General features: G+C 59.5%; 13 protein-coding genes. 11 read left to right on the forward strand and 2 right to left on the reverse strand.

Annotated elements, in window-relative coordinates; genetic code table 11:
- The 5 genes from PY650_RS08890 to PY650_RS08910 all read left to right on the forward strand — a co-directional run bounded on the left by PY650_RS08890 (window position 1) and on the right by PY650_RS08910 (window position 5,448).
- Window positions 1-924 (forward strand): 2-hydroxyacid dehydrogenase, encoded by a 924-nt coding sequence (locus tag PY650_RS08890; protein ID WP_285878765.1) that lies wholly within the window; start codon window positions 1-3, stop codon window positions 922-924.
- Between the two features lie 22 nt (window positions 925-946).
- Entirely contained in the window at window positions 947-1,303 is a 357-nt protein-coding gene (locus PY650_RS08895) for a cupin domain-containing protein (RefSeq protein WP_285878768.1), read from the forward strand.
- Window positions 1,304-1,445: 142 nt separating this feature from the next.
- Window positions 1,446-2,909 (forward strand): aldehyde dehydrogenase family protein, encoded by a 1,464-nt coding sequence (locus PY650_RS08900; RefSeq protein ID WP_285878769.1) that lies wholly within the window; start codon window positions 1,446-1,448, stop codon window positions 2,907-2,909.
- Window positions 2,910-2,920: 11 nt separating this feature from the next.
- Window positions 2,921-3,961, forward strand: coding sequence for a tartrate dehydrogenase (locus PY650_RS08905; protein ID WP_285878770.1), 1,041 nt, complete (start codon window positions 2,921-2,923; stop codon window positions 3,959-3,961).
- 29 nt (window positions 3,962-3,990) lie between these two features.
- Complete coding sequence (locus tag PY650_RS08910; protein WP_285878771.1) at window positions 3,991-5,448, forward strand: NAD-dependent succinate-semialdehyde dehydrogenase; 1,458 nt, start codon at window positions 3,991-3,993, stop codon at window positions 5,446-5,448.
- A gap of 91 nt (window positions 5,449-5,539) precedes the next feature.
- Here the strand turns inward: PY650_RS08910 and PY650_RS08915 are convergent, their stop codons facing one another.
- Both PY650_RS08915 and PY650_RS08920 read right to left on the reverse strand, forming a co-directional pair.
- Complete coding sequence (locus PY650_RS08915; protein WP_285878773.1) at window positions 5,540-6,814, reverse strand: NAD(P)/FAD-dependent oxidoreductase; 1,275 nt, start codon at window positions 6,812-6,814, stop codon at window positions 5,540-5,542.
- 14 nt (window positions 6,815-6,828) lie between these two features.
- Window positions 6,829-7,497, reverse strand: a complete 669-nt coding sequence (locus PY650_RS08920; protein ID WP_285878775.1) for a haloacid dehalogenase type II — start codon at window positions 7,495-7,497, stop codon at window positions 6,829-6,831.
- A 314-nt stretch (window positions 7,498-7,811) separates the two neighbouring features.
- Here PY650_RS08920 and PY650_RS08925 point away from each other — a divergent pair, with 314 nt between their 5' ends.
- From PY650_RS08925 to PY650_RS08950, 6 genes are all read left to right on the forward strand, one after another.
- Entirely contained in the window at window positions 7,812-8,651 is an 840-nt protein-coding gene (locus PY650_RS08925) for a GNAT family N-acetyltransferase (RefSeq protein ID WP_285878776.1), read from the forward strand.
- A gap of 13 nt (window positions 8,652-8,664) precedes the next feature.
- Entirely contained in the window at window positions 8,665-10,038 is a 1,374-nt protein-coding gene (locus PY650_RS08930) for an aspartate aminotransferase family protein (RefSeq protein ID WP_285878778.1), read from the forward strand.
- A 235-nt stretch (window positions 10,039-10,273) separates the two neighbouring features.
- Entirely contained in the window at window positions 10,274-10,996 is a 723-nt protein-coding gene (locus tag PY650_RS08935) for an HAD-IA family hydrolase (RefSeq protein ID WP_285878780.1), read from the forward strand.
- 66 nt (window positions 10,997-11,062) lie between these two features.
- A complete protein-coding gene (locus PY650_RS08940; RefSeq protein ID WP_285878781.1) occupies window positions 11,063-12,673 on the forward strand; it encodes an ABC transporter substrate-binding protein in 1,611 nt (536 codons plus the stop codon).
- Between the two features lie 98 nt (window positions 12,674-12,771).
- Entirely contained in the window at window positions 12,772-13,722 is a 951-nt protein-coding gene (locus tag PY650_RS08945; RefSeq protein ID WP_285878782.1) for an ABC transporter permease, read from the forward strand.
- Window positions 13,719-14,570: an ABC transporter permease gene (locus tag PY650_RS08950; protein WP_285878784.1), complete on the forward strand. Its 852-nt coding sequence runs from the start codon at window positions 13,719-13,721 to the stop codon at window positions 14,568-14,570. Before PY650_RS08945 ends, PY650_RS08950 begins: the two co-directional genes overlap by 4 nt.
- The last annotated feature ends 2 nt before the right edge of the window (window positions 14,571-14,572 follow it).

Raw genomic sequence — 14,572 nt, forward strand, 5'->3', positions numbered from 1 at the left:
ATGACGTTTCTTTTCAGCTCAGATGCCCGCCGCGGCCATATCTTTCGGGAAGCCTTCGCACGCGAACTGCCGGACATTCCATTTTCCATGGATCCGCCATCGGTCGATCCCGAGGCGGTGCGCTACCTGATAACCTGGACGGTTCCGGACGAACTGCCGCGTTACAGCAATCTCGAAGTGCTGTTCTCCATCGGTGCCGGCATCGATCAGTTCAGTACGGCGCACATCCCAGATCACATAAAAATCGTGCGAATGGTCGAGGACGGCATCACCAGCATGATGCAGGAATATGTGACGCTTGCCGTCCTCGCGCTTCACCGCAATCTTCCCGCCTATCTGGGTCAGCAACGCAACCAGATATGGAATGCCTTGCCGCAGATAAAGGCCGCCGACCGCCGCATCGGCATGCTCGGGCTCGGAAACCTTGGACAGGCCGTGCTCGAAAGGCTGAGGCCCTTTGGCTTCTCGCTTTCCGGCTGGAGCCGCAGTCAACACGAACTGGAAGGCGTTACCTGTTTTGCCGGCGAAGCAGGACTTCAGGCCATGCTTTCCGCCACCGACATCTTGATCTGCCTGCTTCCGCTGACCGATGAGACCCGCGCCCTCCTCAATTCCAACCTCTTTAACAAGCTGCCGCAAGGTGCCGGCCTCGTGCATGTCGGCCGCGGACCGCAGCTCGTTTCGGAAGATCTCCTGGCCGCGCTCGACAGTGGCCGGCTTGCCGGCGCCGTGATCGACGTGACCGATCCGGAACCACTGCCGCCCGGACACGCGTTTTGGAACCACGAGCGCATTTTGCTCACGCCGCATGTCGCAAGCGTCACTCAGCCCCATAGCGCCGCACGCGCCGTCGTCGACAACATCAAGCGAATACGGGCGGGACTGGACCCGGTCGGCCTCGTCGACCGCCGTCGCGGCTACTGACCCTAACTCGGAAAGGAAAACAATGTCCCTCCTCAAGACGATTGACCCGAACCCGTCCTTCGCACCACGCGAAAACGTTGTCGCTCCGGAGCGACTGATCTCGGGTAATCCGAAGCTCAAGACCTGGGCACAGGACGTTGCCAGCAACGAGACGGTTCACACCGGCGTCTGGGAGGCCACGCCCGGTGTCAGCCGTTCGATCAAGGGCGAAACCTTCGAATTCTGCCACATTCTCTCTGGCGTGGTCGAACTGACCCCGGATGACGGCGAACCGGTCATCTACAGAGCCGGCGACAGCTTCGTCATGAAGCCGGGCTTCGTCGGAATCTGGAAGACGATCGAAACGGTCCGCAAGATCTACGTCACCGTCACGCCTTGAGTTCTGAGGCGGAATTTGACCGAAGAATGCGCTGGCATGCTGCCCCAAAACGGGTTTTTGCGCCGCACGAGCCGACCCTATCGGATCAAGCTGCTTTGCCGATCCGATAGCATCTTCGTAAAAATGACCCGGAGGCATTATCATGGACCTTAGCTTCGATCCCGACAGTCTTTCTCTGCCTGTCGGACATTTCATCGGCGAGCATTTCTCTGCCGCGGACGGCGTCATTCCGATGCACCGCCCTTCCGATGGAAAGGCCTATGCCGGATGTCCCGTCGCGGACGCCAACCTCGTGGATCAGGCGGTGCAGACGGCAAAGACCGCGCTGAAGAAAAGCAATTGGGGCGGCATTCGACCGCGCGAGCGCCTGAACGTGCTTCATCGATGGGCAGACCTTATCGAACAGGAGGCCGCAATGCTGGCCAAACTCGAGGCCATCGCCTCGACGCGTCCCGTGGGCCAGCTCGTGGAAGGCGATATCGCGATTTCGGCAGAGCAGATCCGCTTCTTCGCCGAATTCGCGGACAAGGAAGGCAGCGACCTCGTGCCGACTGACGACGGCAATTTCGGCATGATCATGACAGAGCCCTATGGAGTTGTCGGAGCCATCACACCCTGGAATTTCCCGATCAACATGGCCGCGTGGAAGCTTGGCCCGGCGCTGGCCGCGGGAAACGCTGTCGTCTTGAAGCCTTCCGAAATGACACCGTTCTCCACCATCTACCTGGCTCAGCTCGCCGTGCGAGCCGGTCTTCCGGCCGGGTTGATCAACGTGGTTCTCGGCGACGGCGCAACGACCGGCAACGCGATCACCGGCCACCCGGAGATCGCCAAGATCAGCTTCACCGGCTCAACCCGGGCCGGTTCGGCGATCATGGAGAATATCGCTCGCACCGGCATAAAGCCGATGACGCTCGAACTCGGCGGCAAGAGCCCTCAGATCGTCTTCGCCGATGCGGACCTCGACAAGGCTGCGGCTGCGGTCGCGGCGAGCATCCTGGGCAATGCGGGCCAGGCCTGCGTGGCTGGATCACGGCTGATTGTCGAGAGAAAGATAGCAGCCCAGCTCATCGACGCCATCAAGAACCGGATGGAAGGCGTCATTCCCCGTCCTACCTGGGAAGCAGCGAGCCGGTACTCTCCCATCATCTCGGAGAAGCAGAGGCAGCGCATCGATGCAATCATATCGGCCACCGTCGCCGCTGGCGGAAAATGCCTTGCTGGTGGCGCATGCATGGACGCGCCAGGCTATTTTTATGCCCCGACACTGATAGCCGAAGTCGATCAGGATTCTCCGGCGATCATCGAGGAGATCTTCGGTCCGGTGCTGACGATCCAGACATTCGAGGACGAGGAGGAAGCCCTGCAACTTGCCGACCATCCGAGCTACGGGCTTGCGGCAGGCCTCTTCACCCGCGACCTCTCGCGCGCCATCCGGCTCACGCGCCGCCTTGAGGCCGGGACGGTCTGGGTGAACCGCTATAGCCGTTCGCGTGACCACATTCTGCCGACCGGCGGCTACAAGCAATCCGGCATCGGCAAGGATCTTGGCCGCGAGGCATTCCAGGCCAATCGAAAGAGCAAGAGCGTCTTGATCAGCCTTTGAGGACAAAGAACATGAAAACGCACCAGATCGCATTGATCCCAGGTGACGGCATCGGACGCGATATGACCGCTGCCGCCTGGCAGGTTCTGCAACGAGCGGCGGGTGCCTTCGGCTTCGCGCTCGACGGCATCGAATTCCCGTGGTCCTGCGCCTTCTACAAGGAAACCGGCGCCATGATGCCCGCCGATGGTATCGAGACGCTGCGCGGCTTCGATGCCATACTGCTCGGAGCCGTCGGCTGGCCGGCGGAAGTGCCGGATTCAGTGTCTCTGCATGGCCTGTTGCTGCCGATCCGGAAGAACTTCGTGCAATACGCCAATATTCGACCGCACCGACAATTGCCGGGCGTTCACGGGCCGCTCAAGGCATCCACTTTCGACATCCTCTGCATCCGCGAAAACACCGAGGGCGAATATTCCGGCGCCGGTGGCCGCATTCATCAGGGCACGCCCGACGAGGTCGCGGTCGAGACGTCGATCTTCACCCGCAAAGGCGTCGAACGCATCCTGCGTTTCGCCTTCGAACAGGCAAGAACCCGCCGGGGCAAACTCGCTTCCGTCACGAAATCCAATGCTCAGAAGCATTCCATGGTCTTCTGGGACGACATTACCCGGGAGCTCGCACGGAACTATCCGGATGTCGAGGTTACCAGTTATCACATCGATGCCATGGCTGCCCGCATGGTGATGGCGCCGGAAACACTGGACGTGGTCGTCGCATCCAATCTCTTCGGCGACATCCTCACGGATCTCGGCGCCGCAATCCAGGGCGGTCTCGGTTTTGCGGCGTCGGCCAATATCAACCCTGAGCGGAACGCGCCGTCGATGTTCGAACCCGTGCATGGGTCCGCGCCCGATATTGCGCATCTCGGCATCGCCAACCCGATCGCGACCGTGTGGTCCGGCGCCATGATGCTCGAACATCTGGGCGAGCGGGATGCGGCAAAGGCTGTCATGGCGGCAATCGAAGCGACGACGGCGAGCGGCGTTGGCACGGTTCCGGGCAAGGACCGGACCGACGCGATCACGGCCGCGCTGCTCGCTGCAATCTGACGTCTTATTGAGGAATTGAGGACCTGAACATGCAGAACCTGAAAGTACCATCCCTCTTCCGCCAGCAGGCGCTGATCGGTGGCGACTGGCAACCGGCCCGCTCGGGCAAGATTGTTTCGGTCGTCGACCCGGCAACGCAGGCCGTCATCGGAACCGTGCCGGACATGGGCGGTGACGAGACACGAGCAGCCATCGGGGCCGCCGAAGCAGCCTATGCCCCCTGGAAGAAACGCACGCATGCCGAACGCGCCGCGCTGCTGGAAGCCTGGCATGATCTAATGCTCGATAATATCGAGGATCTGGCGCTCATTCTGACGACCGAACAGGGCAAGCCGCTCGACGAAGCCCGCGGCGAAATCCGATACGGCGCGTCCTTCGTCAAATGGTTCGCCGAAGAGGCGCGGCGCATCGGTGGCCAGACTATTCCCTCACCGACTCCAGACCGCCGCATCCTGGTGCTGAAAGAGCCGGTCGGGGTGTGTGGCATCATTACCCCCTGGAACTTTCCGAACGCGATGATCACGCGCAAGCTCGCCCCGGCGCTTGCCGCTGGCTGCACGGTCGTGGTGAAACCGTCCGAATTTACCCCCTACTCGGCACTGGCGCTCGGCGTGCTCGCTGAAACGGCCGGTATCCCCGCGGGCGTCATCAATATCGTCACCGGCATGCCGACCGAGATCGGCGCCGAGATCCTTGCAAATCCGACGGTGCGCAAGATTTCCTTTACCGGGTCCACGCCGGTCGGCTCACTGCTGATGCGTGGAGCAGCGGCCAGCATCAAGCGGCTGTCCCTCGAACTCGGGGGTAATGCCCCCTTCATCGTCTTCGATGACGCAGATCTCGACCTTGCCGTGGAAGGAGCGATCATCTCCAAGTTCCGCAATGGCGGCCAGACCTGCGTCTGCGCCAACCGCATACTGGTTCAGGCCGGCGTCTATGACGCATTTGCCGAAAAGCTTGCCGCCCGCGTTGATGCCATGAAGGTCGGGCCGGGCACCGAAGCCGGCGTTGCGATCGGTCCGATGATCAACGAAGCAGCCATCGCCAAGATCAACCGCCATGTTGACGACGCGCTTTCGAAGGGCGCAACCATTGTCACGGCCGGGAGAACCCTGCCGACCGGGCGGCAATATACGGCGCCGATCGTCCTGGCCGGAGCCACCACTGCCATGCAGCTCGCTGCCGAGGAGACCTTCGGGCCGGTGGCACCGCTCTTCCGCTTCGATACGGAGGACGAGGCTATCGCTATCGCCAACGGCACGCCCTACGGGCTTGCGGCCTATTTCTATACCGACAACCTAAAGCGCGCATGGCGGGTGGGCGAGGCCCTGGAATTCGGCATGGTGGGCCTCAACACCGGCTTGATCTCCATGGAGGTCGCGCCGTTCGGTGGCGTCAAGCAATCGGGTCTCGGGCGAGAAGGCTCGCAGCTCGGAATCGAGGAATATCTGGAAACAAAGGCCTTCCATATCGGTGGCCTCACCTGAGCTGCGGGATCGATAGGCAAAAAAAGGGGGTGCAACCGCATCCCCTTTTTTTTGCGACGACGCTCCCTCGGCAGCCCGCCGCCGGCCGACATCACTGAAATTTGTCGAGCGTTTTGTAGTACAAACCTACCAGTGGGAGAAACCAAGGCTTGCCAAAATGCCCGGGAACGGCCGGCCAATCGAGCCCCTTGAGAGGGTTGCGGTCGGGCCTGCCCAGGATCGCATCGGCGATGGTCATACCGAGATGGGTGGAAAGCTGGGCGCCATGGCCAGAATAGCCCATGGCGTACCAGATCCCGTCGTGATAGCCGGCCCGCGGGTAGCGATCCTTGGTGATATCGACCAGACCGCCCCAACAATAATCGATCTCGACCTTGGCAAGCTGGGGAAATATGTGGCCAAGGCTTTCGCGCAATATCGCGCCGCTCCTGGCGTCAGAACGCTGGTCGGACGTTGCGGAGAACCGGGCCCGCCCTCCGAAGATCAGCCGGTTGTCCGGTGACAGGCGCCAGTAGTTGCCGATGTTCATCGTGTTCACACAGGTACGGTTACCCGGCATTGCCGAGGCAACTTCCGCATCCGTCAAGGGCCGGGTTGCGACGATGAAACTCCCGACCGCCATGATGCGCCGGCGGAAATAGCCGAAATTGGCCGTTGTGTAGGCACCCGTCGCAATCATGACCTGATCCGCGGTCACGGTTCCCTTGCTGGTCTTGAGGATGTGCCTACCGTTGGAGTGGCTGCGCTCCGTCACTGCCGCGCCTTCCACGATGACCGCGCCACGCCGTTTGGCCGCCTCGGCCAATCCGACGACATAGCGACCCATATGCATCATCGCGCTCTTCTTCGAAAGCATTGCGCCGTGGAAAGGCGAACCGATCTCATCCTTGAGTTCGTCCACCGAAAGCAGCGCTGTATCGGGATCGACTTCGGCATGCACCGCCTCGAAATTTTTCGCCAGGCCTTCGAAATGCTGCGCTTTCGAGGCAAGCTTCAACTTGCCGGCGCGCCGAAAATTGCAGTCGATACCCTCTTCAACGATGATCGCTTCGAGCGTGTCGATCGAAGCGTCCAATGCCTTGTAGAGCGCGACAGCTCGCTCCTTGCCCAATTCCGCCTTTGCCGCGATGTAACTGTGCGCCAGACCATTGTTGAGATGACCGCCATTGCGCCCGGAGGCACCGAACCCGACGGTCTCGGCTTCCAGAACAAGGACCTTCGCGCCCGCCATGGCGAGTTGCCGGGCTGCGCCAAGCCCGGTGAAACCGCCCCCCACGACGACAACATCGTAGTGTCCCTCGACGGGACCGACGGCTGCACCCGTAAAACGGGCAGCTGTGTCATGCCAATAGGAGGAATATTTCATCGGGCTCACCTCTCTCAAAGCCCTACGACGCCCGGTAGGCCGGATATATCCGCGATCTCGACATATCCGTAAAAGGGATTTGCGGGCTCATGGCCACGGTTGACCCAGACCTTGTTCTTGATGCCGAGGTCATGGGCCGACATCAGGTCATAGCGGAAGGACGACGAGCAGTGCAGAATATCCTCCGGACCGCAGCCGAGCATGTCGAACATATATTCGAACGCTTTGAAGCGCGGCTTGTAGGCGTTGGCTTGCTCTGCCGTAAAGACGGCATGGAAAGGCGCACCAAGCTTCTCCACATTCGACATGATTTGGCCATTCATAGCATTCGAAAGGATGACGAGCGGAATTTCCTTTGCCACCTTAGCGAGGCCAGCCGGAACGTCAGTATGTGGCCCCCAGCTGGGTACGCGCTCATAGACCATTGTGGCGTCCTCATCCTTGAAGGCAACGCCATTGCGCTTGCATGTGCGCTCAAGCGAGTTGTGCACCACCTCTGCATAGGGCTTCCAGTCGCCCATGACCTCGTCCAGCCGGTAGGCGGCAAAGTTCTTGATGAATTGCAGCATCGCCGGCTCATCGAGGCGGTCGCCATAGAGGTGGCGGGCAGCTTCCGCCATCTGGAAATTGATTAGCGTGCCGTGGCAGTCGAAGGTGATGTATTTCGGCCGGAAAGGCGCCATGTCCGTTCGTCCTCTATCTAAATGGCATCTGCGTTGAGACGATCATAGGCTGAAGTCTTACGACGGGCGTGATCGAATTGGTGTCTCCGCAAAGCATATTGTTTCGTATGGACGGCGGCGTTTGGCAGAGTGTTGCAAGGAGTAGGCATCGCGACGCCGCATTTTGGGCGGTTCGCGAGCCGCCAAGAAGGCACCGACAGCATAAGATGCGGCCAATCATATCCGCTACGGCGAAAGATATTACGGCGAACCACGCCTTCAGATGATCTGCTCCGCGGCGATCATGGAGACTTGAGGCAAGGAAAGGACGCCTCATGCGAACCGACGACATAAATCTGGTCAGCTTCACATCGGAGCACATAGGCGGCGCACTAGCTCTCTCGCGCCAGGCCAAATGGCCCCATCGTGCCGAGGACTGGCATATGGGCCTGCATTTGAGCCGTGGCATCGCGGCGATTGACGAGGCAGGCCGGGTCGTGGGCACCATCCTGATGACCCCCTATGGTGAAGATTGTGCGACGATCAACATGGTGATCGTTGACGAGACGATGCGCGGCCGCGGCCTTGGCCGCAAGCTCATGGACGAGGCGATGGCGCTTGCCGGCGATCGGTCCCTCAGGCTCATTGCGACGGCAGACGGCCTTCCGCTCTACCGCAAGCTCGGTTTTGCCGCCAAGGGCGAGATATTTCAGCATCAGGGGTACCTCACCGATCTTGCTTCTCTGGGAGACGTAGAGGCAGCAAGCGCGGGTGATTTCTCGGCCATCAAAGCCCTCGATCGCGCAGCCTTTGGCGCCGACCGCAGCGCACTGATCGATGTACTTGCGAGCGTCGCCCAAGTTGCGGTCATCAGACGTCGCGGCCGCATTGATGCCTATGGTGCGCTGCGCGCTTTTGGTCGCGGCGATGTTATCGGGCCCGTAATCGCGTCGAGCGCTGAGGACGCAAAGTCGTTGATAGCAGCGCTCGCCCTTCGCAAGTCGAGCGCCTTCCTGCGTGTCGATACGAATGAACGCTCGGGACTACCCAACTGGCTGGCGCAGATCGGTCTCAACCAAGTGGGAGGCGGCATCGCGATGCAGCGACCGGCCGGTGCATCAGTGGTCAGCCAGGGCGCAGGAATATTTGCATTGGCCAATCAGGCCCTCGGATAATCTGGAGATCATTATGCTCGCCAACTCCCTCATCGAACTCGACCGCGCACACCTCATCCATCCGGTTTCATCCTATCGCGGGCATGAAAAGCTGGGTGTGCGAGTTTTGAGATCCGCGAAGGGTGCAACTGTTACCGAAGCATCCGGCCACCAGCTGGTCGACGGATTTGCCGGGCTCTGGTGCGTGAACGCCGGCTATGGACACGAAAGCATTGTTGAGGCGGCAGCCCGCCAAATGCGCGAGCTGCCTTACGCGACCGGCTATTTCGATCTCGGCTGCGAAGCCGCTATCCGTCTCGCCGCCGAGCTCGCCGATCGCGCGCCGGGCGATCTCAATCATATCTACTTCACGCTCGGTGGATCGGATGCCGTCGATAGCACAGTCCGTTTCATCCGCTATTACTGGCACGCCAAGGGCAAGCCCGAGCGCGACCAATTCATCTCGATCGAGCAAGGCTATCACGGCTCCTCGACCGTGGGCGCCGGACTAACGGCGCTGCCCGGATTTCACGCGGGCTTTGGCGTGCCCTTTGACTGGCAGCATAAAATCCCCTCGCCCTATCCGTATCGCAATCCGGTCGGCACCAATGCGGATGCGATCATTGCCGCATCCATCCGGGATTTGAAATCGAAGATTGAGGCGATCGGCGCCGAGCGCGTTGCCGCATTCTATGCCGAGCCGATCCAGGGATCCGGCGGCGTTATCGTGCCACCGAAAGGCTGGATCAAGGCGATCCGTGACCTTTGCAGCCAGTACGATATTCTTTTCATCGCCGATGAGGTTATAACCGGCTTCGGGAGGACGGGGCCTCTGTTCGCCTGCTCGCAAGACGAAATCGTCCCGGATTTCATGACGACGGCCAAAGGCCTGACCTCGGGCTATGTGCCGATGGGCGCCGTGTTCATGTCCGATCGTGTCTACAATGTCATCGCCGATGCTGCAGGCAATACAGCCGTGGGCCATGGCTATACTTATTCGGCCCATCCCGTCAGTGCCGCGGTCGGACTCGAAGTGCTGAAGCTTTATGAAGGCGGTCTTCTTGAAAACGGCGTCAAAGCAGGCGCCCGCCTGATGGCAGGCCTGGAAAGCCTGCGTGACCATCCGCTGGTGGGCGATGTTCGTGGTCGAGGAATGTTAGCCGCAGTGGAACTCGTGGTTGACAAGATCAAGAAGACACCGCTGCCAAGCGCTGCCATGCCGGCGCGTAGGATTTTCGACCGTGCTTGGGAAAATGGCCTCGTTATCCGAGCATTCTCCCATGGCGTGCTCGGATACGCGCCGCCACTTTGCTGCACCGACGACGATATCGACGCGATCCTGGAACGCACGCGCAAGACCCTCGACCAGACATTGGAGGATCCGGATGTCCGGGAAGCAATGCGTTGAAGCGGCGGATGCCATTCTCCATCGGCGAAATATCGGACAGACCCGGAAATTCGAAATTTTGTGCCGCGACACACCATCGATTCGGCGACTCCGCCGCTCAGGAACCGCCAAACTACTTCCCAGAACGGCTGAAAGCCGGCTTTTCCGGGCTTTGCAGGGCGATTTTCGCCGATTGAACCAGAATTTTATGCTGCAACCGGTCTGTCCGCCAGCAGACCATGAAGGAGAGCGTGAGTTGGCCAGAGACTTTCAGGACTTCAAGTATCTCACTTTCGACGTCGTCGGCACACTCATCGACTTTGAAGGTGGCTTAAAGACCAGTCTTGCTGAGATCGCGGCGCAAGCCGGCCTCTCCATCGATGGCGAGGAAGCCCTGAAACTTTATCGCCTGGCGCGCTACAGCAAAGATGCCGACCTCTTTCCGGACGATCTCGTGCGGGTCTACAAGGTTATTGCGCCGAAGCTCGGTTTGCCGTCAGAAGAGCAATACGCTCAGCAATTGCGCGATTCCGTCGCGAGCTGGGAAGCGTTTGAGGACAGCGAAGCGGCGCTTGCAGAACTTGCGAAAACGCATCGCCTCATCGCCATGACAAACGCGCGCCGCTGGGCGCTCGATCATTTCGAAAAGAAATTGGGCTCGCCGTTCTTCGCGACCTTTACGGCCGACGATACCGGCACTGAAAAGCCAGACCCCGCCTTCTTCGAACAGGTATTCGAGTTCGTTGCCGGTGAAGGGGCGAGCAAGAACGATATTCTGCATGTCGCGCAGAGCCAATATCACGACATCGGCATTTCGCGGAAGCTTGGCCTGACCAATTGCTGGATCGAGCGCCGTCATGCGCAGGACGGTTACGGCGGGACGATAGAGCCCGAGACCTTCACCCAGCCAGATTACCATTTCACGTCGATGGCGGCCTTTGCCTCGGCGGTCAAGGAAAGGCTGCTCGAAAAACAATAACTCAACCTGGGAAAGCTCGCGGGCAAGACGGGCGTCCCATCAAACCAACAGAAAAAGGGGAATGAGATGACTGAAAAAATTTCAAACTGGACCTCTGCCGACGACGCAATGGTGGAGAATGCCATCAGGCGCGGGGCGACCCGACGCGATCTTCTGAAATTGATGCTGGCAGGTGGCATGGCAGCATCTGGCGCCGGCTTCATTCTCGGCCGGGCTTCGCGGGCTATTGCAGCCACGCCCGTCTCGGGCGGTGCTTTCAAGGCGGCCGGCTGGTCGTCCTCGACCGCCGACACACTGGACCCAGCAAAAGCATCCTTGTCTACCGACTATGTGCGTTGCTGTTCGCTCTACAATCGTCTGACCTTCCTCGACAAGGCCGGCGTGACACAAATGGAGCTTGCCGAGAGCATCGAAAGCAAGGACGCCAAGATCTGGACGGTCAAGCTGCGCAAGGGTGTGACATTCCATGACGGCAAGGAGCTGACGGCCGACGACGTCGTCTTCTCGCTGAAGCGCCACCTCGACCCCGGTGTCGGCTCGAAGGTCGCCAAGATCGCCGCGCAGATGACCGACTTCAAGGCCGTCGACAAGTCAACGGTCGAAATTACCTTGGCCAACCCGAATGCCGACCTGCCGACCATCCTGGCGCTGCATCACTTTATGATCGTTGCCAATGGCACGACCGACTTCTCGAAGGGCAACGGCACCGGAGCCTTCGTTCTTGAAACCTTCGATCCGGGCAATCGCTCGATCGTGGTGAAGAACAAGAACTACTGGAAGTCTGGCCAACCCCATCTCGACTCGTTCGAATTCTTCGCGATCAGTGATGACAATGCGCGTGTGAATGCCCTGCTTTCGGGCGACATTCATTTTGCCGCATCGATCAATCCACGCGCTATGAAGCTGATCGATGGTCAGTCGGGCTTTACGCTGTCGAAGACGACGAGCGGCAATTATACCAACCTCAACATGCGCCTGGACATGGCCCCGGGGAACAAAAAGGACTTCGTCGACGGGATGAAGTACCTGGTCAATCGCGAACAGATCGTCAAGTCAGCGTTGCGTGGCCTTGGGGAAGTTGCCAATGATCAGCCCGTTTCTCCGGCCAACATCTATCACAACAACGACCTGAAGCCGAAGGCCTTCGATCCGGACAAAGCCAAGTTCTATTTCCAGAAGGCAGGCGTGCTCGGCCAGTCTATTCCGGTGGTAGCCTCCGACGCAGCAACCTCGTCGATCGACATGGCCATGATCATCCAAGCCGCCGGCGCCGACATCGGCATGAAGCTTGATGTCCAGCGTGTTCCCTCCGATGGCTATTGGGACAATTATTGGCTGAAGGCGCCGATCCATTTCGGCAACATCAATCCGCGCCCGACGCCCGACATCCTGTTCTCTCTGCTCTATGCTTCAAATGCACCCTGGAACGAGAGCCAGTATAAGTCCGAAAAATTCGACAAGATGCTTGTCGAAGCTCGCGGCTTGCTCGATCATGCCAAGCGCAAGCAAATCTACGGCGAAATGCAAGCGATGGTTGCCGAAGAAGCAGGCACCATCATCCCTGCCTACATCTCGAATGTGGATGCTCTTTCGAGCAAGGTAAACGGTTTGGAAGCCAACCCGCTCGGTGGCATGATGGGCTATGCAATGGCGGAGTATCTCTGGCTCCAGGCCTGATAGCGACGGACACTTCCCCGGGACGGCTGAAATCGCCCCGGGGGACTTCCGCCCCGCGAACGCCATTCGTTTCGTAGAACGCCGCAGGAGCATTTTGTTTGAGATCCGAGGTTTCCTTACTTGTCCTAAACCGGCTCGTCATAGCGATCATCACCTTGCTGATCGTGTCTTTTGCCGTGTTTTTTGCAACCAACATGCTGCCAGGAGACACCGCCTCCATCCTGCTCGGTCAGGCGGCCACACCCGAAGCGGTTGCTGGGCTGCGCAAGGCCATGCATCTCGATGAACCGGCAATCTTGCGGTTCATGGGTTGGCTTTTGGGCCTGATGAAGGGCGACCTCGGTATATCCTATGCGAATAATATGCCTGTCGCACAGCTGATCGGTGGCCGTCTGGTGGCGACGATGGAGCTTGCCGCCATCACTACGCTCGTTTCGGTCCCGCTGGCACTCCTGCTCGGCATTACCTCAGCCATGCTTCGCGGCTCCTATTACGATCGGTTTGTCACGATCTTTTCCATCGGCGTGATATCGGTGCCCGAGTTCATGGTCGCGACGCTTGCGGTGCTCCTGTTTGCCGTCTATCTGCGCTGGCTGCCTGCACTATCCTCCGTCAACGAAGCGCATACATTCTTCGACCTCCTGAAGATCTATGCCATGCCCGTCATTACGCTCACTTTCGTCATCTCGGCGCAGATGATCCGCATGACCCGGGCGGCGCTGATCGAGACGCTGAAGACGCCCTATGTGGAAATGGCCCTGCTCAAGGGCGCCTCGCGCGGCCGCATGGTGTTCAGGCACGCATTGCCCAATGCCCTTGGGCCGATCGTCAATGCGATTGCGCTTTCGCTCTCCTACCTCGTCGGCGGCGTGATCATTGTCGAAACCATCTTCAACTATCCCGGCATCGCCAAGCTGATGGTAGACGCGGTCGCGACGCGCGATCTGCCGCTTATCCAAAGCTGCGCGATGATTTTCTGCCTTGGTTATCTCTTGTTGATTACCGCCGCTGACATTGTTGCCATCTTGTCGAATCCGAGGCTGCGATGACCACGAAAACCCTGCCTCGCCGCACTCCATCCATGCTTGGCTACAACGTTAGCCCCGTCGGCATCCTGGCCTTTGCCATCATCCTCGGGTGGACGATCGTCGCCCTGTTCGCACCCTATATTATCCCCTATTCCGTCGGTGAAATCGTCGATACGGATTATTTTGGTCCGATGAGCCACCAATTGTGGCTCGGTTCGGACTATCTCGGCCGTGACATGTTCTCGCGCGTCCTGATGGGTGCGCGCTACACGGTCGGCATTTCATTGGCTGCCGTCGCACTTTGCTGCTTTTGCGGCGTGACGCTCGGCATGATCGCCGCAGCTATCGGCGGTTGGTTTGACACAATTTTGAGCCGGTTTCTCGATGCTTTGAACTCTATCCCAAGCAAGCTTTTTGGCCTGGTCGTCGTCGCTGCCGTCGGCTCGTCCATTCCGGTGTTGATCATCACACTCGCTGTCATCTATACGCCCGGCGCCTATCGCTTTGCCCGCGCGCTTGCCGTTAACATCAACACGATGGACTTCATTACGGTTGCGCGCACTCGCGGCGAAAGGGTCGGCTACATCATCGGGTCGGAAATCCTGCCAAACATTATTCGTCCTGTTCTGGCCGATTTCGGCCTTCGCTTCGTCTTTGTCGTTCTCCTGTTGTCGGGTCTCTCCTTTCTCGGCCTTGGCCTGCAGCCGCCTTACGCCGACTGGGGAGCTTTGGTCCGCGAAAATATCGGTGGGCTGTCTTTTGCTGCACCTGCCGTGATCGTGCCTTCCTTTGCCATTGCCAGCCTCACCATCAGCGTCAACCTGCTGATCGACAACCTGCCGCGCAGGATCAGAGACAGGAACGCGTGACG

Origin of the sequence: Martinezella calliandrae (assembly GCF_030272695.1) — a bacterium.
In the GTDB taxonomy this organism is placed as follows: Bacteria; Pseudomonadota; Alphaproteobacteria; order Rhizobiales; family Rhizobiaceae; genus Rhizobium; species Rhizobium calliandrae.

What these genes read in the sequence shown, in the direction of transcription:
- PY650_RS08890 (WP_285878765.1), top strand. Translation starts at nt 1, where the DNA reads ATGACGTTTCTTTTCAGCTCAGATGCCCGCCGCGGCCATATCTTTCGG.
- PY650_RS08930 (WP_285878778.1), top strand. Translation starts at nt 8,665, where the DNA reads ATGCTCGCCAACTCCCTCATCGAACTCGACCGCGCACACCTCATCCAT.
- PY650_RS08900 (WP_285878769.1), top strand. Translation starts at nt 1,446, where the DNA reads ATGGACCTTAGCTTCGATCCCGACAGTCTTTCTCTGCCTGTCGGACAT.
- PY650_RS08925 (WP_285878776.1), top strand. Translation starts at nt 7,812, where the DNA reads ATGCGAACCGACGACATAAATCTGGTCAGCTTCACATCGGAGCACATA.
- PY650_RS08920 (WP_285878775.1), bottom strand. Translation starts at nt 7,497, where the DNA reads ATGGCGCCTTTCCGGCCGAAATACATCACCTTCGACTGCCACGGCACG.
- PY650_RS08910 (WP_285878771.1), top strand. Translation starts at nt 3,991, where the DNA reads ATGCAGAACCTGAAAGTACCATCCCTCTTCCGCCAGCAGGCGCTGATC.
- PY650_RS08905 (WP_285878770.1), top strand. Translation starts at nt 2,921, where the DNA reads ATGAAAACGCACCAGATCGCATTGATCCCAGGTGACGGCATCGGACGC.
- PY650_RS08940 (WP_285878781.1), top strand. Translation starts at nt 11,063, where the DNA reads ATGACTGAAAAAATTTCAAACTGGACCTCTGCCGACGACGCAATGGTG.
- PY650_RS08915 (WP_285878773.1), bottom strand. Translation starts at nt 6,814, where the DNA reads ATGAAATATTCCTCCTATTGGCATGACACAGCTGCCCGTTTTACGGGT.
- PY650_RS08950 (WP_285878784.1), top strand. Translation starts at nt 13,719, where the DNA reads ATGACCACGAAAACCCTGCCTCGCCGCACTCCATCCATGCTTGGCTAC.
- PY650_RS08895 (WP_285878768.1), top strand. Translation starts at nt 947, where the DNA reads ATGTCCCTCCTCAAGACGATTGACCCGAACCCGTCCTTCGCACCACGC.